Annotated in this window: 33 protein-coding genes, 1 tRNA gene and 1 pseudogene; 24 read left to right on the top strand and 11 right to left on the bottom strand. The window is 68.6% G+C overall.

Annotated elements, in window-relative coordinates:
* The first annotated feature begins 64 nt into the window (after positions 1–64).
* Together E0L93_RS03030 and E0L93_RS03025 are read left to right on the top strand one after the other, a co-directional pair.
* Positions 65–514 (top strand): Lrp/AsnC family transcriptional regulator, encoded by a 450-nt coding sequence (locus E0L93_RS03030; protein WP_132688293.1) that lies wholly within the window; start codon positions 65–67, stop codon positions 512–514.
* Positions 515–516: 2 nt separating this feature from the next.
* Positions 517–720 carry a hypothetical protein gene (locus tag E0L93_RS03025; RefSeq protein WP_132688290.1) on the top strand — a complete coding sequence of 68 codons (204 nt, stop codon included), beginning with the start codon at positions 517–519 and terminating at the stop codon, positions 718–720.
* Here the strand turns inward: E0L93_RS03025 and E0L93_RS03020 are convergent.
* Both E0L93_RS03020 and E0L93_RS03015 read right to left on the bottom strand, forming a co-directional pair.
* On the bottom strand, positions 717–1,562 hold the full coding sequence (locus tag E0L93_RS03020) for a CoA transferase (RefSeq protein WP_243638083.1): 846 nt from the start codon (positions 1,560–1,562) through the stop codon (positions 717–719). The two genes, E0L93_RS03025 and E0L93_RS03020, sit on opposite strands and share 4 nt — an antisense overlap.
* 33 nt (positions 1,563–1,595) lie before the next feature.
* On the bottom strand, positions 1,596–1,865 hold the full coding sequence (locus tag E0L93_RS03015; protein WP_132688287.1) for a helix-turn-helix domain-containing protein: 270 nt from the start codon (positions 1,863–1,865) through the stop codon (positions 1,596–1,598).
* A gap of 88 nt (positions 1,866–1,953) precedes the next feature.
* On the opposite strand from E0L93_RS03015, the gene E0L93_RS03010 reads away from it, so the two are divergent.
* The 20 genes and pseudogenes from E0L93_RS03010 to E0L93_RS02920 all read left to right on the top strand — a co-directional run bounded on the left by E0L93_RS03010 (position 1,954) and on the right by E0L93_RS02920 (position 15,375).
* Entirely contained in the window at positions 1,954–2,574 is a 621-nt protein-coding gene (locus E0L93_RS03010) for an ATP-dependent Clp protease proteolytic subunit (protein WP_132688285.1), read from the top strand.
* A gap of 23 nt (positions 2,575–2,597) precedes the next feature.
* Positions 2,598–3,062 (top strand): hypothetical protein, encoded by a 465-nt coding sequence (locus E0L93_RS03005; protein ID WP_132688282.1) that lies wholly within the window; start codon positions 2,598–2,600, stop codon positions 3,060–3,062.
* Between the two features lie 82 nt (positions 3,063–3,144).
* Complete coding sequence (locus E0L93_RS03000) at positions 3,145–3,600, top strand: RrF2 family transcriptional regulator (RefSeq protein ID WP_132688280.1); 456 nt, start codon at positions 3,145–3,147, stop codon at positions 3,598–3,600.
* Between the two features lie 128 nt (positions 3,601–3,728).
* A pseudogene (locus E0L93_RS16550) lies at positions 3,729–4,235 on the top strand (phosphate/phosphite/phosphonate ABC transporter substrate-binding protein); the annotation flags it as partial.
* Between the two features lie 67 nt (positions 4,236–4,302).
* Positions 4,303–4,479, top strand: a complete 177-nt coding sequence (locus tag E0L93_RS15685) for a hypothetical protein (protein ID WP_165874111.1) — start codon at positions 4,303–4,305, stop codon at positions 4,477–4,479.
* A gap of 17 nt (positions 4,480–4,496) precedes the next feature.
* The gene (locus tag E0L93_RS16205; protein WP_243638081.1) at positions 4,497–4,889 is read left to right on the top strand and encodes a P-loop NTPase family protein; all 393 of its coding nucleotides are present in this window, start codon (positions 4,497–4,499) and stop codon (positions 4,887–4,889) included.
* A 171-nt stretch (positions 4,890–5,060) separates the two neighbouring features.
* A complete protein-coding gene (locus E0L93_RS15675) occupies positions 5,061–5,222 on the top strand; it encodes a hypothetical protein (RefSeq protein WP_165874131.1) in 162 nt (53 codons plus the stop codon).
* A gap of 155 nt (positions 5,223–5,377) precedes the next feature.
* A complete protein-coding gene (locus E0L93_RS02990) occupies positions 5,378–5,602 on the top strand; it encodes a PhnE/PtxC family ABC transporter permease (RefSeq protein ID WP_341539374.1) in 225 nt (74 codons plus the stop codon).
* Positions 5,603–5,626: 24 nt separating this feature from the next.
* The gene (locus tag E0L93_RS02985) at positions 5,627–5,920 is read left to right on the top strand and encodes a PhnE/PtxC family ABC transporter permease (protein WP_132688273.1); all 294 of its coding nucleotides are present in this window, start codon (positions 5,627–5,629) and stop codon (positions 5,918–5,920) included.
* Between the two features lie 54 nt (positions 5,921–5,974).
* Positions 5,975–7,312, top strand: a complete 1,338-nt coding sequence (locus tag E0L93_RS02980; protein ID WP_207890296.1) for an ABC transporter substrate-binding protein — start codon at positions 5,975–5,977, stop codon at positions 7,310–7,312.
* Positions 7,309–8,226 carry a carbohydrate ABC transporter permease gene (locus tag E0L93_RS02975; protein WP_132688270.1) on the top strand — a complete coding sequence of 306 codons (918 nt, stop codon included), beginning with the start codon at positions 7,309–7,311 and terminating at the stop codon, positions 8,224–8,226. The genes E0L93_RS02980 and E0L93_RS02975 overlap by 4 nt, the downstream gene beginning before the upstream one ends.
* Positions 8,216–9,046 (top strand): carbohydrate ABC transporter permease, encoded by an 831-nt coding sequence (locus E0L93_RS02970; RefSeq protein ID WP_132688268.1) that lies wholly within the window; start codon positions 8,216–8,218, stop codon positions 9,044–9,046. Before E0L93_RS02975 ends, E0L93_RS02970 begins: the two co-directional genes overlap by 11 nt.
* Positions 9,043–9,816, top strand: coding sequence for a TIGR00282 family metallophosphoesterase (locus tag E0L93_RS02965; protein ID WP_132688265.1), 774 nt, complete (start codon positions 9,043–9,045; stop codon positions 9,814–9,816). The genes E0L93_RS02970 and E0L93_RS02965 overlap by 4 nt, the downstream gene beginning before the upstream one ends.
* Positions 9,817–10,130: 314 nt before the next feature.
* The gene (locus E0L93_RS02955) at positions 10,131–10,661 is read left to right on the top strand and encodes a GntR family transcriptional regulator (protein ID WP_132688263.1); all 531 of its coding nucleotides are present in this window, start codon (positions 10,131–10,133) and stop codon (positions 10,659–10,661) included.
* Positions 10,658–10,849, top strand: coding sequence for a hypothetical protein (locus E0L93_RS16200; protein WP_243638080.1), 192 nt, complete (start codon positions 10,658–10,660; stop codon positions 10,847–10,849). Before E0L93_RS02955 ends, E0L93_RS16200 begins: the two co-directional genes overlap by 4 nt.
* A gap of 290 nt (positions 10,850–11,139) precedes the next feature.
* Positions 11,140–12,093 (top strand): DUF4394 domain-containing protein, encoded by a 954-nt coding sequence (locus E0L93_RS02940; protein ID WP_132688260.1) that lies wholly within the window; start codon positions 11,140–11,142, stop codon positions 12,091–12,093.
* Between the two features lie 144 nt (positions 12,094–12,237).
* Positions 12,238–12,819: a sigma-70 family RNA polymerase sigma factor gene (locus tag E0L93_RS02935; RefSeq protein WP_132688257.1), complete on the top strand. Its 582-nt coding sequence runs from the start codon at positions 12,238–12,240 to the stop codon at positions 12,817–12,819.
* Positions 12,809–13,474, top strand: coding sequence for an anti-sigma factor family protein (locus tag E0L93_RS02930; protein ID WP_132688254.1), 666 nt, complete (start codon positions 12,809–12,811; stop codon positions 13,472–13,474). Before E0L93_RS02935 ends, E0L93_RS02930 begins: the two co-directional genes overlap by 11 nt.
* 105 nt (positions 13,475–13,579) lie before the next feature.
* Positions 13,580–14,218, top strand: coding sequence for a CBS and ACT domain-containing protein (locus E0L93_RS02925; protein ID WP_132688251.1), 639 nt, complete (start codon positions 13,580–13,582; stop codon positions 14,216–14,218).
* Complete coding sequence (locus tag E0L93_RS02920) at positions 14,215–15,375, top strand: acetoin utilization protein AcuC (protein WP_132688248.1); 1,161 nt, start codon at positions 14,215–14,217, stop codon at positions 15,373–15,375. The genes E0L93_RS02925 and E0L93_RS02920 overlap by 4 nt, the downstream gene beginning before the upstream one ends.
* On the opposite strand, the gene E0L93_RS02915 is transcribed toward E0L93_RS02920, so the two are convergent.
* The 3 genes from E0L93_RS02915 to E0L93_RS02905 form a co-directional block, all read right to left on the bottom strand.
* The gene (locus tag E0L93_RS02915) at positions 15,372–15,869 is read right to left on the bottom strand and encodes a GNAT family N-acetyltransferase (RefSeq protein WP_207890294.1); all 498 of its coding nucleotides are present in this window, start codon (positions 15,867–15,869) and stop codon (positions 15,372–15,374) included. The genes E0L93_RS02920 and E0L93_RS02915 overlap by 4 nt on opposite strands.
* 79 nt (positions 15,870–15,948) lie before the next feature.
* Positions 15,949–16,392, bottom strand: coding sequence for a small multi-drug export protein (locus E0L93_RS02910; protein WP_132688242.1), 444 nt, complete (start codon positions 16,390–16,392; stop codon positions 15,949–15,951).
* Positions 16,379–16,912: a TetR/AcrR family transcriptional regulator gene (locus E0L93_RS02905; RefSeq protein ID WP_132688239.1), complete on the bottom strand. Its 534-nt coding sequence runs from the start codon at positions 16,910–16,912 to the stop codon at positions 16,379–16,381. The genes E0L93_RS02910 and E0L93_RS02905 overlap by 14 nt, the downstream gene beginning before the upstream one ends.
* Before the next feature lie 73 nt (positions 16,913–16,985).
* On the opposite strand from E0L93_RS02905, the gene E0L93_RS02900 reads away from it, so the two are divergent.
* Complete coding sequence (locus E0L93_RS02900) at positions 16,986–17,636, top strand: TrmH family RNA methyltransferase (RefSeq protein ID WP_132688236.1); 651 nt, start codon at positions 16,986–16,988, stop codon at positions 17,634–17,636.
* Between the two features lie 2 nt (positions 17,637–17,638).
* Here E0L93_RS02900 and E0L93_RS02895 read toward each other — a convergent pair.
* From E0L93_RS02895 to selA, 3 genes are all read right to left on the bottom strand, one after another.
* Positions 17,639–17,728 (bottom strand) — tRNA-Sec (locus tag E0L93_RS02895).
* Positions 17,729–17,741: 13 nt separating this feature from the next.
* Entirely contained in the window at positions 17,742–19,577 is a 1,836-nt protein-coding gene (selB, locus tag E0L93_RS02890; RefSeq protein WP_132688234.1) for a selenocysteine-specific translation elongation factor, read from the bottom strand.
* Entirely contained in the window at positions 19,567–20,913 is a 1,347-nt protein-coding gene (gene selA, locus E0L93_RS02885) for an L-seryl-tRNA(Sec) selenium transferase (RefSeq protein ID WP_207890293.1), read from the bottom strand. Before selA ends, selB begins: the two co-directional genes overlap by 11 nt.
* A gap of 119 nt (positions 20,914–21,032) precedes the next feature.
* On the opposite strand from selA, the gene E0L93_RS02880 reads away from it, so the two are divergent.
* On the top strand, positions 21,033–22,682 hold the full coding sequence (locus tag E0L93_RS02880; protein WP_132688228.1) for a DUF7800 domain-containing protein: 1,650 nt from the start codon (positions 21,033–21,035) through the stop codon (positions 22,680–22,682).
* Between the two features lie 6 nt (positions 22,683–22,688).
* Here E0L93_RS02880 and E0L93_RS02875 read toward each other — a convergent pair whose 3' ends face one another.
* Genes E0L93_RS02875 through E0L93_RS02865 form a run of 3 tightly spaced genes read right to left on the bottom strand, consistent with a single transcriptional unit; the run spans position 22,689 to position 25,854 of the window.
* Positions 22,689–23,720: an ATP-NAD kinase family protein gene (locus E0L93_RS02875; RefSeq protein WP_132688225.1), complete on the bottom strand. Its 1,032-nt coding sequence runs from the start codon at positions 23,718–23,720 to the stop codon at positions 22,689–22,691.
* Positions 23,721–23,722: 2 nt separating this feature from the next.
* Complete coding sequence (locus tag E0L93_RS02870; RefSeq protein ID WP_132688222.1) at positions 23,723–24,838, bottom strand: acetoin dehydrogenase dihydrolipoyllysine-residue acetyltransferase subunit; 1,116 nt, start codon at positions 24,836–24,838, stop codon at positions 23,723–23,725.
* Positions 24,835–25,854, bottom strand: coding sequence for an alpha-ketoacid dehydrogenase subunit beta (locus E0L93_RS02865; RefSeq protein WP_132688219.1), 1,020 nt, complete (start codon positions 25,852–25,854; stop codon positions 24,835–24,837). The genes E0L93_RS02870 and E0L93_RS02865 overlap by 4 nt, the downstream gene beginning before the upstream one ends.
* Positions 25,855–25,900: the final 46 nt, after the last annotated feature.

The raw sequence follows: 25,900 nt of genomic DNA, 5'->3' as shown, positions 1-25,900 counted from the left end.
CTATAGATATTTCGTATATATAACCGTATATTTACTGATGAAGCGTAGAGAAAGGGGTTGGCCGGTGGATGCCGTTGACCGGGAGATAGTGCGGCTGTTGCACGCTGACGGGAGGATGAGCCAGGAGCGGGTTGCGCGGGAGGTGCGGCTATCGCGGCCTGCGGTGCACGAGAGGATCAAGCGCCTGGAGGAGCGGGGTGTGATCCGGGGCTACCGGGCGCTGGTGGATTGGGGGGCTCTGGGGCAGCCGCTGACGGCTTTCATCTGGGTGCGGACGGAGGGGGCTTGCGGTAGTTCGGCGGAGGCTATCATGGGGCTGAGGTGTGAGGGGGTGACGGTCGAGGAGTGCCACCGGGTGACGGGCGAGTGGTGCCTGCTGCTCAAGGTGCGGGCGGCTTCGCCGCTGGCGCTCCAGGAGGTTTTGGAGGAGATCCGGGACATCCCGGAGGTGGGGGGTACGATGACAACGCTCGCGCTCTCCACGCTCTACGAGGACAATATGGTGAGGGGCTAGCCGTGTTCGCCGTCTACTGCCCCCGGCACCGCGGCCGGGTTCTGCTCTTCGCGCAGGACATAGAGAGCCTTCACAACACGGACCGGGGCATCGAGCTCGTCTACCGCTGCTTCTGCGGCCACCGGGGCGTGCTGTACACGGGAAAGCGGCGGGCGGGGGAGGAGATGCTGCGGGTAGAGTGGATGCCGGGCAGGTCCGCGGGCTAGCTCTCCGGCAGTGCCGCTATCGGGAGGTCGCGCTCTGCGCCCCAGCTCTCCCAGCTCTGCGCGTCCCGGGTGCGGAATGCCTCCTCCAGCTCCCCGCGGGTGGCTGCCTTCAGCCCCAGCCCGCGCTCCAGCCGCTTCAGAAAGTGCGGCTCCAGCGCGGCGATCGCGATCCAGCCCCGCTTCGTCTCGTAGAGCGCGTATCCCGGCAACCCGCCGCCCAGCGGACCGCCCGGGGCCGTGAGCCCGTGGCGCAGCGGATCGGCGAACGAGCTCGCCGCCTCCGCCAGCGAGACCTGCGCGTAGCCGGCCTCCCCGCCCCGCTCGCGCGCCAGCAGCAGGCCGAGCGCCGCGCTCACCGCCCGCTCCGCTCCGGCGAGATCCGCCAGCAGCGTGCGGGGCATCTGCGGCGGCCGGATCAGGCCCAGGTCTGCCTGGTAGGTCAGGTCGTGGCCGGGGACGTTCTCGTCCGGCGGCGGGTACCCCACGATGGACACCTGCGAGAGGTGCGGGTGGCGCTGCTGGAGTTGCGGCCAGCCCAGCCCCAGCCGCTCCAGCGCCGCGGGCCGGCTGGAGGTCAGGAGCAGATCGCTCTCCGCCAGCAGCCCCTCCAGTCCGGAGCGCTCCTCGGGGTCCTTCAGGTTCAGCCGGATGGTCTCTATCCCCTCGTGCAGGGCCGTATACCACGCCGGGCAGAAGGCCTCCAGGGGATCTCCGTCCGGCGGCTCGACCTTCGTGATCTCCGCACCCAGCTTGCGCAGTCGGCATGCGGCTGCAGGTCCTGGAACGTTGACCGCCAGTGTAATCGCCCGGAAACCATCCAGCGGCAAGAACTCTCGCTGCACTATCCCAGCCTCCCTGACACAGGCCCCAGGATACTAGAAACCGGCCCTGCGCCGCTTCTTCTCAGGCTGCTCCTCCTGCCGCTCCTCCCGGACTTCCTCGTCCAGATACTCGACGCCGCCGACCAGCGCCTGCGGAGCCACCGCAAGCGCCGCCGCCAGCTTCTGCACCGTCGTGGGATACGCCCGGCGGTGGCCACTCTCCAGCTTGGAGATCGTGTCCCGCGCAACCCCGCTCTTCTCCGCCAGCTGCTGCTGCGTCAACACCGCCCGCCGCCGCATCTCCCGCAGGTGCGGAAGGTCCACAGCGCTCACCTCCCCAAAAACTTGCCAAAACACTACATAAATGCTACTGTATAGCTACCTGAAGAGATTCTAGCTCAGAGGAGACGAGATGGGTAGTTCGGGGATTCCGTACGTGGTGGAGGAGGGCCCGCGGGGTGAGCGGGCTATGGACATCTACTCGCGGCTCTTGCAGGACAGGATCGTCTTTCTGGGGGCGCAGGTCGACGACCAGGTAGCCAACTCCGTCATCGCGCAGCTCTTGCATCTGGCGAGCGAGGATCCGGAGCAGGACATCCACCTGTACATAAACTCGCCGGGCGGGGTGACTTCGGCGGGGCTTGCGATCTACGACACCATGCAGTTCGTGGAGCCGGACGTGGCGACGACGGCTCTGGGGATGGCGGGTTCCATCTCCGCCGTCCTGCTGGCCGCCGGGGCGAAGGGGAAGCGCCGGGCGTTGCCGAACTCTCGCATAGTCATTCACCAGCCGTGGACGCCGGGCGGTCCCGGAGGACAGGCGTCGGACGTGGAGATACACGCTCGGGAGATAATCCGCACCAAACGGCGCATGAACGAGATCCTGGCCGGGCACACCGGGCAGCCGGTCGAGAGGATCGAACGCGACACCGACCGGGACTACATCATGGGTTCTGAGGAGGCCGTGAAGTACGGGCTCGTTGACGGGGTTATCGGCCGTGTCAAGAGAGCTGTTGCGGCTACGCCGGGCTAGCGCCACCAGGAGGGGGTGGGAGCATGCCGGAAGATCGAACATCCAGAAGAGACGTTGGGAGCGGAGCCGGGCTTGCCCGCGACTACATCTGCCGGATGGAAGGGTTCCGCTGCGGCGGGGGCGTCTGCCGGATCCGGATCTACCGCGGAGAGCGACTCGGGGACGCTCCGGTAGTTATATGCAGCGAGCTTGCCGGGGAGGAGGTGGCCAACATATCCCTCCTGGCGGAGTACATAGCCGGGGAGGTGATCTGCGAGCACTTCCCCGGGGGGCTGCCGGACCTGCCGCGACCTCTGATCTGGATCGAGCAGCACTTCACCTTCGAGGGCGACCCGCGGGAGTACTCGCTGGTGAGCTTTCCCTTCTACCGCCCCCGGCCCGACGGGTTAGGCTTCGACCGGCGCATGGTGCTCGGGACTCCGCGCCGGGAGACTATCACTGCTGCGGAGGTCGCCGCTCTGGTAGGCGAAGAAGAGGAGCGGCGTTAGGCGCCAGCTTTCTCCGGTTTTCGGGTAGAATCTTCGCGAAAGGCTTGCGGTCGGGTGAGTGCCGGAAGGGGTTGGTGAGAGGTTGCAGGTCTCTGCGAGAGCAGATTATGCGTTACGGGCGGCGGCCGAGCTCGCCGCTGCCGACGGAGGGCCGATGAGGGGCGGTCAGATCGCCGGGGCCCAGAACATCTCGCGCAAGTTTCTGGAGAACATCCTGACCGAGCTCAAGCACGCCGGGATTATCCGCACCCAGCGGGGGGCCGGCGGCGGCTACTGGCTCGCGCGTCCGGCGCGGGAGATCACGCTGGCCGAGATCATCCGCGCCGTCGACGGGCCGCTGGCCAACGTGCGCGGAGCGCGCCCGGAGACCGTGGAGTACACCGGCGCCGCGGAGCACCTGCAGGAGGTCTGGATCGCCGTCCGCGCCAGCCTGCGGGCGGTGTTGGAGTCCGTGACACTCGAAGACCTGGTCCGGGGCGAGCTGCCCGAGGCCGTCAGGGAGCTGACCCGCGACCCCGAGGCCTGGGTCGGGCACTGATGCTTCCGCCATTTGTCTAGACGAAACGCGCATTTTACCGCTCTTTTACCCGGGGTTAACAGAGCGCTCTGAAGCTGCCGCTAGACTTGGCGGCGTTGTACGCGAGAGAGCCCGGAGGCACTGGAGGAATGTCGGGGCATAGAGTGGTGCCGGCGCTGGCCGTTGTGATGGCGGCGCTGCTGGTGGTTATCCCGGCAGAGGACAACGCCAAGATAGTCCGGGCCTTCGAGCCGGTAGTTGGCTACCTGGGCGAGGAGCTCGGCGTCGAGGTGGAAATCTATACGGCGACGGACTACTCAGGCATCATCGAGGCGATGCGCTCCGGCAACGTGGACGTGGCCTGGTTCGGACCGCTCTCTTACATGCTCGCCACGGAGGTGGCGGGGGCCGAGGCCATCACCGTGCGGGTCACGGAGGAGGGGGAGAAGAGCACCACCTATCACAGTCTCATGATCGCTCGGGCCGACGGCGACATTGAAAGCATCGAGGACCTTAGAGGCCGGAGCTTCACCTTCGTGGATCCAGCTTCGACCTCCGGCAACCTCTTCCCGAGGAAGGCCTTTGCGGAGGCGGGTATAGACCCGGAGCGGGATCTTGCGGAGACCACCTACGCCGGAGGGCACGACGCCTCCGCGCTCGCCATGGCGAGTCCGAGCCGATCCCGGAGAGCCCAATCGCCGTGGGGGAGGACTCCCGCCGGAGGTGAAGGAGAGGATCCGGGCGGCTTTCCTGGAGATGACGCCGGAAGACGTGGATGCCGCCACCCTCGGCACCGAGGACGCCGTCGGCTACGTCGAGGCCACGGACTCGGATTACGACGTGATCCGGGACTTGGTGGACACGCTGGACCTGGATCTCGAGCAACTCGCCAACCAGTAGGCGTGGGGAGGAAGACGGTGAGTGCTTTCGTCGAGGTCAGGGAATTGAACAAGGTATACCCGAACGGCACGCGGGCGCTCGGCGGGGTCTCGTTCTCCGTCGAGGGGCGAGTTTGCGGTGGTCGTCGGCAGGAGCGGGGCCAGGAGGTCTACCCTCTTGCGCTGTATCAACCACCTGGTCGAGCCGACCTCCGGGGAGGTCCGGGTGTAGCCGGTTGCTGCATCACAGGGCTCTCCGGCCGGGAGCTGCGGGCGGCGCACAAAGATCTGAGGCTCATCTTCCAGCAGTTCAGCCTGGTCCGGTGCCTGACGGCGCTCCAGAGCGTGTTCTGCGGGCAACTGAGCTGCCTGCGCCGCTTCTCGGAGAAGGACCGCAGGATAGCTCTGGAGTGCCTGGAGAGGGTGGGCTGAGCGACAAGGCCGATACGCTCTCCGGCGGACGCAGCAGCGCGTCGCCATAGCCCGGGCGCTGGCTCAGCGCCCCTCCGTAATCCTGGCCGACGGGCCGGTGGCGAGCCTGGACCCCGAGTCAGTGCGGACGGTCATGGACATCCTGCGCCTGGCTAGCGAGGAGGCATCGCCGTGATCTGCAACCTGAACCAGGTAAACCTGGCCGGCTGCTACGCGGACCGCATCCTAGGCATCCGGGAAGGCGAGCTGGGGCTCGCCGGCCTAGCCGTCGAGGTGGAGCGGGCCGAGATGGAGCGGGTCTACGGGGTCGAGGTCCGGGAGGCGCCGCAGTAAGCGCGAAGGCAGCGGACGCGCCGGAGAGCTTCCGGTGGATGCCGAAGTTCTTGGGGCTCGCCCTCCTCGGTGTCTTCTTCGTCCAGAGCGTCCTGGCGGTGCGGTTCAGCCCCGTGGTCTTCGCGCGCGGGATGCCGGACCTGATCTAGGCGCTCATCTTCGTCGCGGCCGTCGGCCTGGGGCCTTTCCTGGTCACCATGGCCATATCCATCCACTCGATCGGCATGCTCAGCAAGCTCTATGCCGAGGCGATGGAAGAGATAGACCCCGGGCAGGTGGAGGCGCTCCGGTCCACCGGGGCGCACCTCCCACAGACCCTCGCCCTCGGCGTGGTCCCGCAGGTGATGCCCCCCTTCGTGGGGCTCACGCTCTACCGCTGAGACATAAACATCCGCAACTCAATCATGCTCGGGCTGGTCGGGGCCGGCGGCATCGGCTTCGAGCTTCTGACCTCCATGCGCCTCTTCCAGTACCCGGAGGTGCTTACCATCCTGATCTTCGTCTTCATCATCGTGATGGTCGTGGAGCGCAGCTCCTCGTATATCCGGGAGAGGATGATCTGGGTGGCGGACGGATCCCTTGTTGGCGGGGCACTCAGTTCTCATGTGGCGAAGTGCAGGTCCTCCGGCTCGAGGCTTTACCCGGATTTATCGCAGAATTTACCACCCTCTAACACAGCTCCGAACCGGCTCCTATAGATTGAGCGTGTCCTACAAGCGTTGCTAACTGTGTGGTTTAGACAGGAGGTCGCAGTGCCATCTACCGCCCAGATCTCGCGCCGGGAGTTCTTTCGTCGCAGCGCCGGAGCTGCTCTTTTGGCCGGTTTAGGTACGTGGGGGCTGGCCGGATGTGGTGGAGGTGCCGCCGGCGCCCCCGATGGCCCGGTCGAAATCGAGTACTGGCACATAAACACCGAGGACTTCGGCGGACCCACGGTCCGGGAGCTGGTCGAGAGGTTCCAGGAGCAGAATCCTAACATAACGGTCCGTGAGCGCTTCCAACCCAACGCGTACACGGGTCTGCTGGAGAACCTGCAGACCGATCTTGCGGCCGGCAGCCCCCCGGATATAGCGCAGATCGGCTACCTGTACCTGGACTACGTCACCAACAACTTCCCGTTCGCGTCCGTAGACGAGTTGGTCGAGAGCTACGAGGACGGAGGCTACCTCGACGACTTCCCGGAGAACATACTGGAACTCGGACGAGTGGGCGGCGAGTTGGTCGGTATGCCCTACGCACTGTCGAACATAGTCACCTACTACAACGCCTCCATGCTCGAGGAGGCCGGGCTGGACCCCGACGAGCCGCCGCAGACCTGGGAGGAGTGGCGCGAGGCGGCGCGCAGCATCCGGGAGAGCACCGGTAAGCCGGGAATCTACCTCCAGATACTCGACGACAACTGGAGCACACAGGCGCTGATAGAGTCCAACGGCGGCCGGCTGACGGAATGCCGGGACGGCGAGGTGGTGGCCGCGTTCGACGGTCCGGAGGCCACGGAGGCGATGCAGTTCTGGGCGGACCTGGTCGAGGGGGAGTTAGCGCTGAACGTCCTGTGGGACCAGGGGGATCAGGCCTTTCTCAGCGGTGAGGTGGCTACCTTTATCACCACCATCGCCAAGCGGCAGAGCCTGGAGGAACAGGCCTCCTTCGACCTGAGGGCTACGACCTTCCCCGCCTTCGAGGGTAAGCAGCCCCGGCTCCCGGCGGGCGGCAACTGCCTCTTCGTGTTCTCCCAGGACGAGGTCAAAAGAAGGGCGGCCTGGGAGTTTATCAAGTTTCTGGAGTCGCCCGAGGGCCTGACCATCTGGACGAAGGGGACCGGCTACCTGCCGCCGCGGGAAGGTGTGGCCGACGACCCGCGGTACCTGAGGGACTTCATGCAGGAGAACCCCATTCAGGCCGTGGCGGTGAGCCAGGTACCCCTGGTGGTCCCCTGGCAGTCCTTCCCGGGCCCCAACGGCCTGCAGGCTGCCAATGCCCTCTTCTCGGCCACCCAGGAGATACTCGGCGGCCAGAGCAGCGCCGAAGCGGCACTGGCTCGCGCTGCCGGGCAGGTCAACGGTCTGATCGCCGGGGAGCCCTGCTCTTGAGCTACGGCGCCACCTCCAAGTCCTCCTCCCGGCCGCGCCGGCTGAAGTTGCTCCGGCCTTACCTGCTGGTGCTTCCGGCCGCCGTGTTCCTGGGGCTGTTCGTCTACTGGCCGGTGGTCCTGGTTACCTTCCTCTCTTTCTTCGAGTGGAACATGGTCAGCCCCCAGATGACCTTCGTGGGCCTGGAGAACTTCGCCTCCCGGTTCGCCGATCCGGCCTTCTACCGCCTCCTCTTCCAGAGCCTGCTCTACATCGCGATCGCGCTTTTGGGCAACTTCCTGCTGCCCGTGGGGCTCGCGATGCTCACCCTGCAGCTCGGCGGGCGCTGCGGCGACGTCTACCAGTCGCTCATCTTTACCCCCACGGTGGTCGCCGTCTCGGTGGGGGCGCTTCTGTGGCAGTACATATACCTGCCGACCGGCGGGCTCTTGAACGCCTTCCTGGGTCTCTTCGGAGTTCCGGGCAACAACTGGCTCAACGATCCGGCCACTGCCCTGGGATCTATCGGGGTTATCACGGCGTGGAAGTTTATGGGGTTCAACTACCTGATCGCCCTGGCCGGGCTCATGGCCATCCCTAAAGAGTACCTGGAGGCTGCCAGGGTGGACGGAGCCGCGGGGTGGTCCTTCGTGCGCTGGGTGCTTATACCGCTCCTGATGCCCACCGTCCTGTTCGTGATGCTCACCGCCATCCTCCAGGCGCTGCCCAACGCCTTCGTCCCGATAGAGATCCTCACCCGCGGCGGGCCGAATGACGCCTCTAACAACCTGCTCTACGCCACCTACCAGAGCGCCTTCCAGTTCTTCCAGATCGGCAAGGCGGGCGCCGAGGCGGTGATGCTCATGCTGCTCCTCGGGGGAGCGGCCGTCTGGCAGTTCAGGATCCTGGACCGGAGCCTGACCTATGACCGCTAGGAGCTACCCTGACCGCCTGGCGGCTCACGCGGTTCTGATCCTGGCGGTGGCGGTCACGTTCGTGCCGCTGGTGTGGATGTTCGGCATGAGCCTCAAGCCCCCGCAGCTGGTCTTTACCGATCCCCTCAATCCCCTCCCGCTCGCGCCGACTCTGGAGAACTACGCCAACGTCTTCCGGACGGCGAACGTAGCGCGCCAGTTCGTCAACAGCGTAGTGTTCGCCGGCGGGGTGACGCTGGGGCAGCTGGCGATTGCCGTGCCGGCCGCCTACTTCTTCAGCCGCCACGACTCGCGGGCCGCGAACCTGCTGTTCGCGGCCTTCCTGCTCACGCTGCCGGTGCCGTTCGTGGTCTTCTACGTGCCCAACTACATCCTGATGAGCCGGCTGGACCTCTTGAACACCTACCCCGGCATGATCTTGCCCCAGATAGCGAGCGCCTACGGCATCTTTCTCCTGCGGCAGCACTTCAAATCTTTCCCGCAGAGCATCATCGAGGCGGCAAGGATCGACGGAGCAGCCGAGTGGACGATCATCTGGCGGGTGGTGCTGCCGGCGAACAGAGCGGCGATAGCGGCCCTAGCCATCTTCGTGTTCATCAACACCTGGAACGAGTTCGTCTGGCCGCTCCTGATCGCCCGCGACCCCGAGATGCACATCCTCACCGTGGGCGTCGCCCAGTTCGCCAGCGGCGAGGGTGGCATCCAATGGTCCACTATAATGGCCGCGGCCGCCTTAGCAACGCTGCCCACCCTGCTGGCGTACCTCTTCATCCGCCGGCAGATACTCAACGTGATCCTGGAAGGAGCCGTGAAGGGATGAACGTCATCTTCATCGGGGACATTGTGGGACCCGGGGCGGTTGACTACCTGGCCCGGCGGCTGCCGCCTCTCCGCGAGGAGCACGGCGCGGACCTCGTGGTAGCCAACGCCGAGAACTGCCTCGTCAGCGGCTCTGAGGTCTGGAGCGGCTTCGGCATGAGCGTCGAGCTGGTCGAGCGCCTGTTTGCAGCCGGGGTGGACGTGATTACAGGCGGCAACCACTCTTGGGACGGTCCCCATAGCGAGACCGTCCTGGAACATCCCCGGGTCCTCAGACCCCACAACGTCCCGGCCGGCACCCCCGGGAAAGGCATCCTCTCTCTGGAGGTCACCGGAGAGCCGGTGTCCGTGATCAACCTCGCCGGCGCCAGCGCCGTCCCCGAAGCCCTGCCAGCCTACAAGTCCTGGCTGGCCGCCCGGCCGCGGGGCACAGCAATCGTGGATTTCCACAGCGAATCGCCTCTCGAGAAGCAGGCCTTTGCGTTCGCGGTGGACGGGGAGGCCGCTGCCGTTTTGGGTACCCACACTCACGAACCCACCCTGCCGCTGCACCTGCTACCCCGGGGAACGGCCCTCGTCACCGACGTGGGGATGACCGGTCCCTCGGGCGGTCTCGCGGGTATCGATCCCGGGCAATTCGTTGCTCGCCTCAAAGGAGAAGACCCTGCCACTCCAGACTCTCTCAGGCTGGCCCCGGGCCCGATTACGCTCGGCGCGGTGCTGCTCAGCATAGAGGACGGGCGAACCTCCGGGCTGGAGCGCCTGTCGTGAAGCCCGGCCCGGACTCGCTCGGGTCCAGAGCGAGGTTGTCTAGACAACCTCTTCCCAAGTCCCGCCGGGAGGCTTCAAATCGGTGACGATAGATACGAAGAAGGGCCGCACGCCCGCGGTGCCCCGCTACATGCAGCTCGCGGAGGAGCTTGAGAGGGCCATCCTGCGCGGCGACTACAGGTCATGAGACCGGCTGCCAACCGGACACGCACTGGCCGGACACCACGGCGTCAACCGGCACACGGCTGCCCGGGCCCTCGGACACCTTCAGGACAAGGGCCTGGTGTACAGGGTTAGGGGGGAAGAACAGCTTCGTGCGGCCGGGTTGCATAGATTACCGGGTCGCCGAGAAGATGGGCTTTTCGGAGTCGGTCGCCCGGGTCGGCTTCGAGCCCTGCAAGAAGGTCCTGGGCGTCCGGAGGGTCCGGATGTACGGGCGGTCGGCGGATGGATTGGGGGTGTCTTCCGGCGCCCTCCTGGTGGTGCTCGAACGTGTCAGCTATGCTGGTGAGATACCGCTAGTCTACGGCATCAAGTACTTCCGGGAGGACCTTTTACCCGGGATCTGCGACCTGTTACGGCGGGATTTCCGCTCGGCACGCGAGCTCGTGCGGGCCCACTACGGGCTCGAACTCTACAGGGCGCGCTCGGTCTTCGAGATGGAGCCCGCCGACCCGGAGATCCCCCGCTGCCTGGGAACGCCGGCCGGCGTCGGGCTGCTCAGGGTCGAAGCCCTCGACGTGTTCGGGGACGGGACGCCCGCCGAGTGGGGCATCTCCTACTTCCGGGGCGACGCCATAAGGGTGCTGGTCGAGACGCGCGGGGTAAAGGGGGTAGAGGATTGAGCGCACGGGGGCTTTGCGAGGCCGCGACCCAGACCCCTCTGGAGCATCTGCAGGAGGTCTGGATCGCCGTCCGCGCCAGTCTGCGGGCGGTGTTGGAGTCCGTGACGCTCGAAGACCTGGTCCGGGGCGAGCTGCCCGAGGCCGTCAGGGAGCTGACCCGCTACCCCGAGGCCTGGGTCGGGCACTAGCGTCATCTCTCTTCGGGGTTGCGCTCGAGCGCCGAACGTCCCGTCCACGGGCACGATGGCCCCGTCGATAAAGCTCGCCTCCTCCGAGAGCAGGTAGGCGACAGCCGAGGCCACCTCATCCAGCCTGCTCGCCCGGCCCACCGGGTGCAGCAGGCGTACTCAGGAAGCGGGCGCTCGCGTCAGCCTACGCGCTCTCTTTTCTTTTGAGAACCCGCCGCTCTTGAACACGGGCAGGTGTAACTCCGTATACCCCAGTGCAAAGTCCTCTAGAGAAAGTGAGGTGTCAGATCGTGAGTTGGGCTGTTGGCAGGTGGCGTCTAGGGCTGACAAAACCGCTGGTTGCGGCGGGCGTCGTGCTGGCGCTAATGGTCTGGGGAGCCGCGGGGGCTGCGGCCCAGAGCGGCGGCGGGGTTGTGTGGGGGCTTACGCCGTCGAACGAGTTGATCGCTTTCGACCGGGGTAATCCCGGGACGGTCACCGACCGCGTGACCATCGAGGCCGGAGAGGACATCCTCGGGATAGACTTCCGGCCGGCGACCGGCGAGCTGTGGGCTTTGGGGGCCGGCGGAGCCGTCTACACCGTGGATCCGGCCTCCGGCGCGGTAACGGAGCAGGGGCAGGTCACCGAGCCGCTGGAGGGTTCGGCTTTCGAGGTGGACTTCAACCCGTCCGCCGATGCCATCCGCGTCGTAAGCGACGCCGGGCAGAACCTGCGCCTGGCGGAGCTGGACGCGGGGATAGAGACCAACGTCGACGAGGAGCTGGCCTACGCCGCCGACGACCCCAACGCGGGCGCGCAGCCCACCGTCGTGGCCGGAGCCTACACCAACAACCTCCCGGACGTGGAGGAGACCACGCTCTACGACATAGACTCCGCGCTCGGCATCCTGGTCATCCAGGACCCGCCCAACGACGGCGTCCTCAACACCGTCGGTGAGATCGGGGCGCCCACGACCGGCAACGTCGGCTTCGATATCACCACCCTGAGCGGCGCGGACGAGGCGTTCGTGGCCCTGGAGTCGGAGATGGGGTCCGTGCTCTACGCCCTGGACCTCTCCTCCGGAGCGGTGACCGAGATCGGCGCCATCGGCGGCGGCGAGGTCGTCACCGACCTCGCCATACCCACGATGACCATGCCGGATACCGGCGGAGTTCCCGTGGTTCCGGTAGTAGTCTTCGGTGGGGTGGCCCTCGTCGTCCTGGCGGCCATTGCGGCCGGAGTCCGGCGGCGCGGCGAGATCTGATACGAACCCGATCACCCGCGGGGAGGGGCTCCGGTCCGGAGTCCCTCCCTCCGCCACCGAGGAGCGGGACCTCCGGCCCGTCATTTACCATACCTGTGGTGGCGGACCCGGAGGTGTTTCTGTTCGCGTGAGAGACGGTGGTGCATGAAGCGGCCGCAGAGGTTCCGTGCCCTGGGAGGGCGGCTGCGCCGGCTGCGCGCAGCGCGGACTGGGGAAGAGGAGATCCGCGCCGCTTACAGGGAGCACGCCGGGGAGTTGTACCGGCTGGCGCTGCGGTCGCTCGGGGACCGGGGGCTGGCCGAGGAGGTTGTGCAGGAGACCTTCGTGCGGGCGTGGCGCTCCCGCGAGAGGTTCGACGCCGAACGCGGCTCGATGAGGACGTGGCTCTTCGCCATCGCACGCAACTTGGTGGTTGATGCAGCCCGGAAGCGAGCAGCGCGGCCACCGGGGACAAGAGGGGGAAGTGAGAGTGGGGAAGAGAGCAGCGGGCCCGTCGAGGACCCGGCCGAGCGGACCCTGCGGGCGTTGCTGGTGGGAGAGGCCCTGGAGAGCCTCAGCGAGGATCACCGGCGCGTCATCTTCGAGGTGTACTACCAGGGCCGGCTGTACTCCGAGGTCGCCGAAGACCTCGGGGTGCCGTCCGGCACGCTGCGCAGCCGCATGTACTACGCGCTAAAATCTCTGCGCCTCACGCTCGAGGAAATGGGGTGGTCGGATGAGCGCTAACGATTGCCGGCGCTACCGGGAGTTGATCGGCGCGTACCTGCTCGGACAGCTCGAAGAGCCGGAGCGCTCCGAGCTCCGCCGGCACCTGGAGGGCTGCAACCGCTGCCGGGTCGAGGTGGACGAGCTTCGGGCCGTCGTCGAGTCGCTGGGCGAGTCCGGCGTGAGGCCGGACGAGTCGCCGCCCCCGGACCTCGAGGACCGCGTGGTCTCCAGAGTCGCGAAGCGAGATACCGGGGGTGCGGGAGTCCGGCGGGCGGTCGCGGTTGCCGGCATCGCTGCCGCACTCGTCCTCCTGGCGGTCCTAGGGGTGTTTGCGATCGTCGCCGACGACGAGCCGCAGGAGTTCGGTCTCGGAGACGAGGAGCCTATCGAGTTCGTGGTGGCGCGGGAAGAGATAACGGTGGAGAAGTCCGTCGTCGTCGCTCACACCTGGGGTACGGAGCTGCTGCTGGAGATCAAAGGCCTGGAGCCCGGCGAGGTCTACACCGTCACCCTCGAACGCGCGGACGGAGAACTCGTGCCGGCCGGCACCTTTATCGGGGTGGGGGAGGTCAAGGTGGACTGCCAGCTCAATGGGGCCGTGTTGCGCGAGGACGCCCGCTCCGTCTCCATTACCGACGAGGCCGGAGAGGTGGTGCTGAGCTCGGAGCTGTAGGCTTGCGGCCCGCTCCGACCGGAGCGAGGGGGCCGGCGCGCCAGGCCCCCGAAATCTGGCATACTTTCCCGCGTAGCAGGGAAAGAGAAGGGCAGGGGTGAGCTGATGCTGGTCGAAGACTGCATGACCCGGGAGGTTCTCACCGTCACGCCGGAGACCACGGCGGGCGAGGCCCTGCGGATGTCGCGCGAGCGGCGCATCCGGCACTTCCCGGTGCTGGAGAACGGGCGGCTGGTGGGGATAATCTCCGACCGCGACTTGCGGGACGCGGCCCCTCCGGCAGGCGACCCGGAGCGGGCGGCCGCGCTGGAGAAGCTGAAGGTGAAGGATGTGATGCGACGGGAGGTGACTACCGCGCACCCGCTGGACCCCATCGAGCACGCCGCGCGGGACATGAACGAGCGCAGGATAGGTTGTTTGCCGGTCGTCTCCGGGGGGAAGCTGGTGGGCATCATAACGTCCTCGGACGTGATGCGGGCGCTGATGCGGCTCGTCGGGGCGCACGAGCCCGGCAGCCGCCTGGAGCTGGAGCTCATAGACCGGCCCGGCGCGCTCGCCGGGGTGGCCGAGATCATCCGCGATCTGAACGTGAACATCGTGAGCGTGCTCTCTGCACCCGGGAAGAGCCCCGGCAAGAAGACGATGGTGCTGCGGCTGGCCATGATCAACCCCACTCCTGTGGTCCAGGAGCTGGAGAGCGCCGGGTACAGGATCCTCTGGCCCCCGCAGCAGGAAGAGGAATGAGCGGCGCGGCGGCCATCGTGCACTCGCCGGAGCTTGAAGCCTACGGGTTCGGCGACGAGCACCCGTTCAACCCCCGGCGGCTGAGGCTGACCCTGCGCCTGTGCGAGGAGCTGGGGCTCTTTGAGGGCTACTCCTTCGTAAAACCCGAACCCGCTACCGTCGAGGACCTGCAGACCGTCCACAGCCTGAACTACATCCGGCGCGTGCAGGAAGCGGGGAAGATGCAGACGGACTTCGAGACCCTGGTGCACTACGGTCTCGGCACGCCGGACAACCCGGTCTTCCCGGACATGCACGCAGCCTGCGCGTACGTGGTCGGCGGCACGCTGCGCGCCTGCGAGATGGTCATGAGCGGCGAGGCGACCCACGCCATGTGCATCTCCGGCGGGCTGCATCACGCCCTGCGCTCGCGGGCGAGCGGCTTCTGCGTCTACAATGACGCGGGTGTGGCCATCGCCCGGCTCAGGCAGGAGTATCCCGGACTCCGCGTGGCGTACGTGGATACCGACGCCCACCACGGCGATGGGGTGCAGTGGATGTTCTACAGCGACCCGGAGGTGCTCACCGTCTCCATGCACGAGACCGGGCGCTACCTATTCCCGGGCACCGGAGAGACCGGCGAGCTGGGCCGGAACGCCGGGCGGGGCTACTCGCTCAACGTTCCGCTGGAGCCGTTCACCGACGACGAGTCCTGGATCGAGTGCTTCGAGGCGCTCGTTCCCGAGGCGCTGCGCGCCTTCCGGCCGGACATCATCGTCTCGCAGAACGGGGTCGACGGGCACAGGCTGGACCCCCTCACGCACCTCTCCGCCACCACCCGCCTCTACGAGCACATCCCACACAGGATGCACGAGCTGGCGCACGAGCTCTGCGGCGGGCGCTGGGTCGCTCTGGGCGGCGGGGGCTACGACCACTGGCGCGTGGTGCCGCGGGCGTGGACCTTCGTGTGGGCGGCGGTCTCTCACCAGGAGGTGCCCGAGCGGGTGCCGGAGGATTGGATAAGGGACCACCAGCCCGAGAGCCCGGTCGCGCTCCCCTCCTTCATGCGCGACGATCCCGAAGACCACCCCCCGATAGAGCGGGCGAAGGAGATCTCGGAGAAGAACCGCCGGGCGGTGGAGGAGGTGCTGGAGAAGGCCCTGCCGCTGATGAGCTAGCCGTCCGGCCGCAGGTCTATCTCGAAGAGCTCCACGCCGTCCTGCCAGCGCACGAGCTCCGGGAGACCGAGCCCCTGCAAGACCCGGACCATGCGCCGGTTCTCCGGCAGCACGAGCGCGTGCAGGCACAGCACCCCGCGCTCCCGCGCCTCGTCCACGATGGCCCGGGTGAGCGCCGTCCCCAGCCCCCTCCCCTGCCAGGCGTCCTCCACGACCACGGCGTACTCGGCCCGGCTCTGGTCGTCCTCGTCCCGGTCGTAGCGGGTGACGCCGATAATCTCCCCGGGGTTCTCGGGGTCCAGGGCAACCAGCGCGAACCTCCTTTCGCCGTCGAGGTGCGTGAAGTACCGGGCGCGCTCCTCGTCCAGCTCCGGGTAGGGGCCGAAGAACCGCTGGTGGATGGTCTCCTCGCTGAGCCGGCCGTAGAACCTCCGCAGCGCCTCCGTGTCCTCGCGCCGGATGGGCCGCACGGAGACGGCCGTTCCGTCTCTCAACCTCACCTCGTGCTCGCTCAATGGCCTGCTCACTCCAGCATTATGCCGCCGCGCGGCGAAGCTTGCAGCCCGGGAACGCTCAGCCGGTGAGGAAGTCTATGCCGAGCGCGATGCCGGCGGCTATGAGGACGGCGTAGGCGAGTATGCTGATGAAGGAGTAGAGGAGCAGCGGGCCGGATCTCATGCCGAGCGCCCGGGCGGTCGCAGCGACGACCCAGATGCCGACCCAGGGGGTGACGATCAGGATCACCCAGCTGCCGTAGCGGTTCAGCCAGCGCTCGAACCGCTCCGAGGTGCGCCCGGTGAGCCAGCGCTTGACGCGCTCGATGCGCATCAGCTGGTTGTGGGCGAAGACGATGAGGGGAACCGGCGTGAAGTTGCCCAGCACCGGCCAGAAGACGGCAGAGAAGTAGTCCAGCCCGAGCGCGATGGACGCGGGAACGGCGACGTAGATCTCGAAGAACGGGAAGAACCCCATGAACCACGCCGCAGCGGCCTTGCCGATGTACTCAGCCAGCCCCACCGGCTAGCTCCAGCATCTTCTTCAGGACCCGCTCCCGCTTCTCGCCGTCCAGCCGCACCAGCCCCAGCAACGCACCCAGCCACAACCCATCCGCCGCCAGCTGCAGGAGGAGCGCCAGCGCCGGCTCTATGCCGTCGTTTGCCGCCCGCTCCTGCCAGACGGCGTACCTTTCCCGCAAGGGCTCCAGCAACTCCGGATTGAGCAGCATCGCCGCCAGCATCCCGGCGTTTATCTCCCGCTCGGCGTCCGAGAAGGTCTCCTCGAAGGTCGCCTCTACGTACGCCCGCGTCCAGCTACCGGGGCCCTCACCGGCCCGGCGCTCCAGCTCGTCCTCGAACTCCTCCAAATAGCACTCGAGAACACCCCCGATTAAAGCCTCCTTGCTCGGATAGTGATACAGCAACCCCCCCTTGCTGAGCCCCGCCTCCCGAGCCACCGCCTCCAGCGTCAGACCACTAACACCCTCGCGGAACACCACGCGGGTCGCAGCATCCAGAATCTCGCGCTTCGTCGCCTGCATATCCTTACTATACCGTCCGGACGGTACAGTAACAAGCGTTGAAGGCTGTTTTCCTGGCGGCTAACCTTTCGTTATGGCGGGTCGGCGTGATGCGTTCGGTGTGGGATCGGTGCCGGAGGAGCTGCTGTGGGGGATGGTACGGCCGCGGCGGGCGCGGCGGATGCGGGAGGTTCTGGAGAGCAGGACGCGGTATGTGACGGTTCTGCTGGAGGCGGTGGACGACGGGCACAACCAGGCGGCGGTTCTGCGTTCGGCGGAGGCATTCGGGGTTCAGGACGTTTCGGTGGTGGAGGGACAGAGGGAGTTTGCGCCGAGCCGGGAGATAACCCAGGGGGCGGACAAGTGGCTGACGATCCGGCGTTACGCGGAGACGGGGGAGGCTATCGGTGCGCTGCGCGAGAGGGGGTATACGGTCTGGGGCAGCCGGCTGGACCGGGGGGCCGTGCCGGTGGAGGGGGTGGATCTGGGGCGGCCGGCCGCCTTCGTCTTCGGCAACGAGCACTCGGGGCTCTCCGAAGAGGCGCTGGAGCTGGTGGACGGCACCTTCGTGGTGCCGATGTGCGGGTTCTCGCAGAGCCTGAACATCTCGGTTGCGGCCGCGATAACGCTCTTTCACGTCACGCGCCGGGCGCGGAGGGAGGCCGGGGAGCGCTACCGGCTTTCGGCGGCGGACCGGGAGGGGGTGGTGCGGGCCTGGATCTCGGCTATGCTCGATCGCGGGTAGAGCGGAATGCGGGGGAATCGAACCACCAACGGCCGGGTCTCGGCCGCCTGCCGGTTTTGAAGACCGGCCGGGCCACCAGGCCCACGCATTCCGGGAGATATTTTACTATCTGTATCTGCGGGTCAGGACGCGTTCGTCCCCGATGCGGCGGGTGAGTCCGGCGGCGTCCGCGAACTCCAGCCAGCCCTGAGCGTACTTGCGGCTGGTGTTCAGGCGGTCGCGTAGTTCGGCGAGCGTGACGGAGCCCTTCTCCTCGCAGGCGCGCCGGATCTCCTCGAAGACCCGGTCGGCGGCCTCCTTTGCGGCCAGCGTCGAGCCGTTCAGCCGCACGGCCTTCCCCTCCTTCAGGAGGAGCTGCGCTGCCGGCCCGGGTTCGACCTTCTCGAACTCGATGCTCCGCTTTCTCAGGCGCTCCAGCAGGGATTCGGCTGCGGCCCGGACCTCTTCGCCCGGACCGCCCGCGCCGGCCAGCGCGACGCCGCCTTCTGTCCGTTCCGCCTGCCCGGAGGCGATAAGTTCCGAGACCACGGCGTCCGCCAGCCGCGGCTCCACCCCGCAGGCTCTTCGGGCTTCGGCGGCCGAGAGGGCGGGGTCGACCGGGTTCTCCTCCGCCCGCCGCTCCAGCGCGGCGAGCAGCCGCCCGCGCGTCGCCGAGGCCGTCTCCTGCAGGCAGTAGAGCCCGCCGAGTTCGGTTACGTTCTCTGCCGCGCGCGCCGCCCGCTCCGCTGCGCGCTCGTCAGCCGGGAGCCGCCGGGCGAGCCCGGCCGCCGGCAGTCCCCGTTCCGGCTCCCGGCGCAGGAGGATGGGTACGGCGGCCGCGAGATCCCGCGCCTCCAGCGCCTCCAGCCAGCCGGGTTCGGGCCGCCGCCGGGCGGGGTGGGGGTCTATGATCGTTCCGCCGCCGATCGTGACCTGGGGGCTCATGGAGCGCAGGACGAAGCGGTCGCCACCGAGGGCCGCGAGCGGGTCCTGCAGCGTCAGCCGGGCGCGGGCGGAGCCGCCGGGCTCCAGGGTCTGTGCGCCGTGCAGCCGCAGCCGGCCGGCCGTGGCGCGCGTGCCGTGGTAGACCCGCACGCGGGAGCCGGACTTCAGCCGCGGCGCGCCCGGCAGCAGGTTCACGCGCACGTCCGGCCGCCGGGAGGATTGCAGCGGCTCGGAGGCGAGCATGTCTCCGCGCTCGATCTCGCCCGCCTCCATCCCCACCAGGTCCAGCGCCGTGCGGGAGCCCGCCGCAGCCGCTTCCACGGGCCGGCCGTGCACCTGGACGCCGCGCACCTGCACCGGCCTGTTCTGCGGCAGGGCGTAGAGCCGGTCTCCGGGGCGGATCACGCCGGACCACAGCGTTCCCGTGACCACCAGCCCGATGCCGCGCAGTACGAAGGCCCGATCCACCGGCAGCCGGACGAGGCCTTCCTGCCGGCGGCCCTCCGGCGCGAGCCGGTCCAGCTTTCGCAGCAGCTCCTGCACGCCCGCGCCCGTCACCCCGCTGACGCGGACGACGGGCGTCTCTTCGTAGCCGGTCTCCTCCAGCAGCTCCTGCACCTCAAGCTCCGCTATGTCCGCCGTCTCTTCGTCCACGGCGTCCGTCTTGGTCAGGGCGACGACCCCCTGCCGGACGCCGAGCATCCGGATCACGTCCAGGTGCTCCCGCGTCTGGGGCATGACGCCGTCGTCGGCGGCCACGACGAGCAGGAAGGCGTCTATGCCGGCGGCCCCGGCGACCATGTTCTTCACGAAGCGCTCGTGTCCCGGCACGTCCACGATGCTGGCCCGCCGACCTGAGGGCAGCTCCAGCTCCGCGTAGCCGAGGTCTATGGAGATACCGCGCCGGCGCTCCTCCTCCAGCCGGTCGGTGTCCACCCCGGTCATGCGCCGCACGAGGGTCGTCTTGCCGTGGTCTATGTGCCCGGCCGTCCCGATGGTGAAGGCGCTACCCGGCATCCAGCGCCTCCGCTACCAGCTCGTCTTCGCCGGGCAGGAGGGTGAGCACGTCCAGAAGCAGCGCGTCCTCGCGGATCCTCCCGATAACCGGCGGCTCCGCGGCGCGCAGCGCCGCCGCCAGCTCCTCCGGCGGGCGTCCGGCGAGGCGCACGGCGCGGGACGGGACCTCGTGCAGCGGCAGCGTACCGCCGCCGCTCCGCCCGGTGGAGGGTACGACGGACACTTCCAGCTCCGGGGCCGCCGCCGCTACCCTCGCCGCCAGCTTGCGCGCCCGCTCCTCCAGCTCCTCGGGACCGGTGTGGAGCATCCTGAGGGCCGGGACTTCGCGCCGCGCGCGCTCCGGGTCGGCGTACAGCCTGAGCGTCGCCTCCAGCGCCGCCAGGCAGAGCTTGTCCGGCCGCAGGGCGCGGGCCAGGGGGTGCCGGCGCATCCGGTCTATATACTCCGTCTGCCCGACGGCGACCCCGGCCTGCGGCCCGCCGAGCAGCTTGTCTCCCGAGAAGGTTACGACCGCGGCTCCGGCGGCGACCGCCTCCGGCACCTGCGGCTCGTCCGCCACCGGCACGAGCGCGCCGCTGCCGAGGTCCGCGATCACGGGCGCCCCGAGAGACGCCAGCTCTCTTATCCCGGCCGACTCGGTGAACCCCACGGTGGCGAAGTTGCTGCTGTGCACCCAGAGGACGGCCCGCGTCTCCTCGCCGATCGCGCGCTCGTAGTCCGCGAGGCGGGTGCGGTTCGTGGTGCCGACCTCGCGCAGCTTCGCGCCGCTAAGCTCCAGGATCTCGGGTATGCGGAAGCCGCCCCCGATCTCGATCAGCTGCCCGCGCGAGACCGGCACCTCGCCGCCCGCCGCCACGGCCGCCAGCGCCAAAAGCGTCGCCGCCGCGCAGTTGTTCAGAACCAGCGCGTCCTCCGCTCCGGTCAGGATTCGCAGCAGCCCCACCGCGTGCGCGTAGCGCGACCCGCGCCGGCCCGCCTTCAAGTCGTACTCCAGGTTCGAGTAGCGGCGCGAGACCTCAGCCGCCGCCCGCGCTGCCGCGTCCGCCAGCGGGGCGCGGCCCAGATTGGTGTGCAGTACGACCCCGGTGGCGTTGATGACCCGGCGCAGCCCCGGCCTCTCGGCGGCCGCCAGCTCCCGGGCCAGCTCCACTACCGCCGCCGGGCTCACGTCCGGGCGCTCCCCGCTCAGGATCCCGCGCCGCAGCGCCTCCACCGCGGCCCGCACGGCCTCCACCGCCCGCGGACGCCCCAGGCTCTGCACGAGCCCGGCCGCTGCCGGGTCCCGCAGCACCGTGTCCACCCCCGGCAGCACCCGCAGCTTCTCCCTCACGTCCACGGTTGAAAGTATATATCTGCCCCGGAGGGTGAGAGGGAGCGAACTGTGGTACATTTCCGCTTCAGGGGTGGAAAGGGGATACGTCATAGGGAACGCGCCGGCTACGGGGGTTGAACCCCGTGCCTGAGCTCGTCCTCGGGCCGCTGGTGCGCTACGTGGACGCCTCCCGGGCGACCGTCTGGGTCGAGACGAGCGCTCCGGGCGAGGTGGAGGTGCTGGGGCGCCGGGCGCGCACCTTCTCCGCCTGGGGGCACCACTACGCGCTGGTGCGTCTCGAGGGGCTTGAGCCCGGCTCTGCCTACGAGTACGAGGTGCGGCTGGACGGGGAGAAGAAGTGGCCCGAGCCGGGGTCGCCTTTCCCGCCGAGCGTGATCCGCACCCTGGCTCCCGGGGCGGCGCTGAGGCTCGTGTTCGGCTCCTGCCGGGTCTCGCTGCCGCACGAGCCGCCCTACACGCTCCGCAAGGACGAGGACCCCCGCGGGCGCGAGGTGGACGCGCTTTACGCGCTGGCGCTCAGGATGCGCCGGGAGCCGCCGGAGCGGTGGCCGCACGTCCTGCTGATGCTGGGCGACCAGATCTACGCCGACGAGGCCGCGCCCGCCACCCGGCAGTTCATCCGCTCCCGCCGCGACGTGAGCGAGCCGCCCGGCGAGGAGGCCGCAGATTTTGCGGAGTACGCCCACCTCTACCGCGAGTCCTGGCGGGACCCCGCCATCCGGTGGCTCCTCTCCACCGTCTCCTCGGCCATGATCTTCGACGACCACGAGGTTCAGGACAACTGGAACGTCTCCCATCTCTGGCTGGAGGAGCACCGGCAGAGACCGTGGTGGCGGGAGAAGATAGCCGGCGCTCTGAGCGCGTACTGGATCTACCAGCACCTCGGCAACCTCTCCCCGGCGGAGCTGGAAGCGGAGGGCTTCTTCCGGAAGGTCCGGGAGGCCTCCGATCCCGGTGCGGTTTTGAGGGAGATGGCGCTGAGCGTCGCGGGGAACCCGGAGGCGTACCGCTGGAGCTTCTGCCGCGACCTCGGCAACGTCCGGCTCATCGTCGCAGACTCGCGCGCGGGCCGCGTCCTGAAGCCCGGGCGGCGGCGCATGATCCACGCCGCCGACTGGGACTGGATCTCAGAGCGCGCCGAAGGGGACTTCGAGCACCTGCTGTTGGCCACCTCCATACCGCTCTTGCTCGGCCCCGGCCTGCATCACGCCGAGGCCTGGAACGAGGCCCTGTGTAACGGCGCGTGGGGCAGAGTAGCGGCCCGGCTTGGCGAGCGGCTCCGCAAGTCCCAGAATCTCGGCCACTGGAGCGCCTTCCCCGAGTCCTTCGACCGGTTCGCGGACCTCCTGCGCTCCGTCGCCGCGGGGGAGCGCGGCACGCCGCCGGCCTCCGTCACCGTCCTCTCCGGCGATGTGCACCACGCCTACCTCGCCCGGGTCGGCTTCCCGCCCGGCACTCCGGTCAAGAGTCCCGTCTACCAGGCGGTCTGCTCCCCCTTCCGCAACCCGCTCGACGGGAAGGAGCGCCGCTCCGTCCGGTTCGCCTGGTCGAAGGCCGGAGAGGCGCTCTTCCGCGCCCTTGCCCGCGCCGCCGGGGCGGGAGAGCCGCAGATAGCGTGGTCTCTCGCCCACGAAGAGCCGTGGTTCAACAACCAGGTTGCCACGCTGGAGATCTCAGGACCCTCCGCCCGCCTGTGCCTGGAGCGTACCGTCCCCGGCGACGGCTCCCGCCCCTCGCTGGAGACCGTCTTCGAGCGCGAGCTGTCGGGGTAGCCGGGCTCACATCCCGTTCAAAAGTCCCCGGCGGGCGGCGAGCTCCATTACCGCGTCCACGTCTATGGTGAGCGGGCCGTCCACCTCGAGACGCACCTCGGCCCGGTCGCCGGGGCCGAGCTCTATCTCCCGCTCGCCGTCCAGCGCCAGGGTGCACCCGTCCGCCTCCACCGGGAACGCTTCGCCGGGGTACATGCGGCGCGCCTCTTCCACGCCGACCGGCACGATCAGGCCCGGGGCGAGCGGGACGCGCAGCACGGCGTCTGCCTCTTCGGGCGCGGTCAGGCGCAGGTGCATGCCGCAGCTCTCCGAGCGGGAGATGGGGTCCAGCAGGCCCGCTATGGAGGAGAGCCCCACGGCGTTTGGGCGGGCGAAGCTCACGAAGACCTCGGAGATCTCCCCCGCGTGCCAGAGGGCGCGGGCTCCGGTCCACCGCTCCCGGGTCACGGCCACGTCTATCAGGGCGCAGTCGTACCGGGCCGCGCCGTTTACGCCGACGCGCAGCACCTTCTCCCGGCGCAGGGCCTCGCGGCGCTCTACCTGCCCGGTGGCCACGAGCCCGGTCGCCAGCCCGGCGACCGTCGCCTCGCGCATCTCGGGGAAGGCGTTGTTGGTGCCGGTGGAGAGCGCGCATAGCGGCACGTCCGCGCAGTGGCGGGCGACGAGGCGGTGCGTCCCGTCGCCGCCGAGCACCGCTATCGCCGCAACGTCGCGCTCGCGCATCTCCGCGACCGCCCGCACGGTGTCCCCGGCGTCGTTTCTGACCGGCATCGCCACGAACTCCAGCTCCGGGAGGGGCTGCTCGCGCAGCGCTCCGGTGCGGCCCCGGAGGTTGCGGGTCAGGCTCTCGGCGATGCCGTCCCCGGCGGGCATCATCAGCACGCGGTCCACGCCGGCCGCCCCGAGCCCGGTCATGAGACGGCGGACCATGTTCCCCTTCTCGGCGTTGTCGAAGACGGAGGCTCCGGCTACCAGCCGCCGGATGTCCCGCCCGGAGGCGGGGTTGGCGACGACGCCGACCGTTATCCCGGCTGACACCCTTACTCTAGGCCGCCGATGAAGTCCTCGATCAAGCGGTTGACCTCGCCGGCCGCCTCCATCTGCACCATGTGGCCCCGGCCCTCCAGGACCTCGGCGGGAGCCCGGCCGGAGAGCTCGGCGGCGTGCTCGGGCGGGAGGATGGCGTCCTTGTCGCCCCAGATGACCAGGATGGGGACCTCGCTCTCCGTCAGCCGGGACGTCAGCACGTTAGCCTGCCGGCCGCCGGGGAAGATCCCGCCCGCCAGCTTCTTCAGCGCCTCATCCACGCCGTCGAGGCGCTTGTACTTCAGCACGTCGTTCACCAACTGGCGGGTGACGAGATCCGGATCGGCGAAGAGCAGCTGGAGGACGGACTTCATCTCCTTCCGGCGCCCGGCGGCGATGAAGCCCCGTATGTACTCCTCGTTGATCTCCGGCCCCAGCCCCGCGCTCGCGATAAGCACCAGCGAGGCGACCCGCTCCGGACGGGCCAGGGCGAGCGTCGCCGCCACCGCCCCGCCCATGGAGTGGCCCACCAGGTGCGCCCGCTCGATGCCCAGCGCGTCCATGAACCCGGAGACCACCCCGGCCAGCTCGTCCAGCGTCCCCTCGACCTCCTTGGTGGAGCCTCCGTGCCCGGGGAAGTCCAGGGCGTAGACGGCGCGCCCGTCTGCCAGGACCTCCTGGTTGAAGAGCCAGTTATTCAGGTCGCCGCCGAAGCCGTGCAGCAGGATGGCGGTCTCTTCGCCCTCGCCGTGCTTGAGGTAGCGGATGCTCCTGCCGCCGACCTCTACCGTCTGGGGCTCCGGACCGGCCTCCTCCCCGGCCTCCCCGGGCACAAACGTGGCCTGAAACTCCTCGATAAACGAGTCTATCTCCCCCTCGGGGACCGCCGGGTCGGCGATCACCCCCAGCAGGCCGCCGACCGGGATGACCTCGCCCTCCCGGGCCACCCGCCGGCGCAGGACCCCGGCGGCCGGGGCTTCGACGGTGCCGTTGATCTTCTCGCTCTCGGCCTCGGCCACCTCGTCGCCGGGCTTCAGCTCCGCGCCCTCCTCGACGAGCCACCGGACGAGCTGCCCCTCCGTCATGGAGAGGCCCCACTTGGGCATCCCCAGCTTGACGATCCCGCTCATGCCCGGGCGCCGGCCCCCTCGACCACCTCGCGCGCGGCGGCGGCGATCCGCTCGGGGTCCGGGACGTAGGCGTCCTCCAGCGTAGGGCTGAACGGCGGCGGGGTGTGCGGAGCGGTTACCATCTTCGGCGCGGCCTTCAGATCCTCGAAGCAGTTCTGCGCCACCAGCGCCGCGATATCCGAAGCCAGGCTGCACCGCGGGTTCGACTCGTCCACGACCACCAGCCGCCCGGTGTTCTCGACGCTCTCGTAGATGGACTCCTCGTCCAGCGGGGAGGTGGTGCGGGGGTCCAGAATCTCGCACTCTATCCCGTCGCCGGCCAGCTCCTCGGCCGCCTGCTCCGCGAAGCTCACCATCCGCCCGATGGCGACTATCGTTACGTCGTCGCCCTCGCGTACGAAGTTCGCCTCGCCGAACGGCACGGTGTAGGACTCCTCCGGCACCTCGCCCTCCACCGCGTACAGGACCTTGTTCTCGAAGAAGATCACGGGGTCGTCGTCGCGGATGGCCTGGATCATGAGGCCCTTCGCGTCGTACGGGCTGGAGGGGATGGCGACCTTCAGCCCCGGGATGTGCGTGAAGATGGGGTAGAGGCTCTGCGAATGCTGGCCCGCCGCCCGGATGCCGGCCCCGTACATGGTGCGGATGACCATAGGCGTCCTGGCCTTGCCGCCGAACATGTAGCGGAACTTGGCGGCCTGGTTGAAGATCTGGTCGAAGCACACCCCCATGAAGTCCACGAACATCAGCTCCGCCACCGGCCTCAAGCCCGAGCAGGCCGCACCCGCGGCCGCTCCGATGAACGCCGACTCGCTGATGGGGGTGTCCAGCACCCGGCCCGGGAAACTGTGGTAGAGGCCCTTGGTGACGCCCATGACGCCGCCCCACGCGTCGTCCTCGCCCGGAGCTCCCGCGCCGCCGGCGTTGTCCTCACCGAAGACCACCACGGTCGGGTCGCGCTCCATCTCCTGGGCGAGCGCCTCGTTTATCGCTTGCATGAACGTTATCCTGCGCATTCTGTGCCTCCCTTCGGACGGCGGGTTCCGGAGGAGAACTGATACC

Source organism: Rubrobacter taiwanensis (assembly GCF_004337705.1).
GTDB classification, from domain to species: Bacteria; Actinomycetota; Rubrobacteria; order Rubrobacterales; family Rubrobacteraceae; genus Rubrobacter_C; species Rubrobacter_C taiwanensis.
This window is presented reverse-complemented; position numbering and strand designations above follow the sequence as displayed.

Excerpts from the sequence above, each read along its gene's own strand:
- E0L93_RS03010 (WP_132688285.1), top strand. The coding sequence starts at position 1,954 with ATGGGTAGTTCGGGGATTCCGTACGTGGTGGAGGAGGGCCCGCGGGGT.
- E0L93_RS03005 (WP_132688282.1), top strand. The coding sequence starts at position 2,598 with ATGCCGGAAGATCGAACATCCAGAAGAGACGTTGGGAGCGGAGCCGGG.
- E0L93_RS02985 (WP_132688273.1), top strand. The coding sequence starts at position 5,627 with ATGCTCGGGCTGGTCGGGGCCGGCGGCATCGGCTTCGAGCTTCTGACC.
- E0L93_RS02970 (WP_132688268.1), top strand. The coding sequence starts at position 8,216 with ATGACCGCTAGGAGCTACCCTGACCGCCTGGCGGCTCACGCGGTTCTG.
- E0L93_RS02965 (WP_132688265.1), top strand. The coding sequence starts at position 9,043 with ATGAACGTCATCTTCATCGGGGACATTGTGGGACCCGGGGCGGTTGAC.
- E0L93_RS02935 (WP_132688257.1), top strand. The coding sequence starts at position 12,238 with ATGAAGCGGCCGCAGAGGTTCCGTGCCCTGGGAGGGCGGCTGCGCCGG.
- E0L93_RS02930 (WP_132688254.1), top strand. The coding sequence starts at position 12,809 with ATGAGCGCTAACGATTGCCGGCGCTACCGGGAGTTGATCGGCGCGTAC.
- E0L93_RS02925 (WP_132688251.1), top strand. The coding sequence starts at position 13,580 with ATGCTGGTCGAAGACTGCATGACCCGGGAGGTTCTCACCGTCACGCCG.
- E0L93_RS02920 (WP_132688248.1), top strand. The coding sequence starts at position 14,215 with ATGAGCGGCGCGGCGGCCATCGTGCACTCGCCGGAGCTTGAAGCCTAC.
- E0L93_RS02905 (WP_132688239.1), bottom strand. The coding sequence starts at position 16,912 with ATGCAGGCGACGAAGCGCGAGATTCTGGATGCTGCGACCCGCGTGGTG.
- E0L93_RS02900 (WP_132688236.1), top strand. The coding sequence starts at position 16,986 with ATGGCGGGTCGGCGTGATGCGTTCGGTGTGGGATCGGTGCCGGAGGAG.
- selB (WP_132688234.1), bottom strand. The coding sequence starts at position 19,577 with ATGCCGGGTAGCGCCTTCACCATCGGGACGGCCGGGCACATAGACCAC.
- E0L93_RS02870 (WP_132688222.1), bottom strand. The coding sequence starts at position 24,838 with ATGAGCGGGATCGTCAAGCTGGGGATGCCCAAGTGGGGCCTCTCCATG.
- E0L93_RS02865 (WP_132688219.1), bottom strand. The coding sequence starts at position 25,854 with ATGCGCAGGATAACGTTCATGCAAGCGATAAACGAGGCGCTCGCCCAG.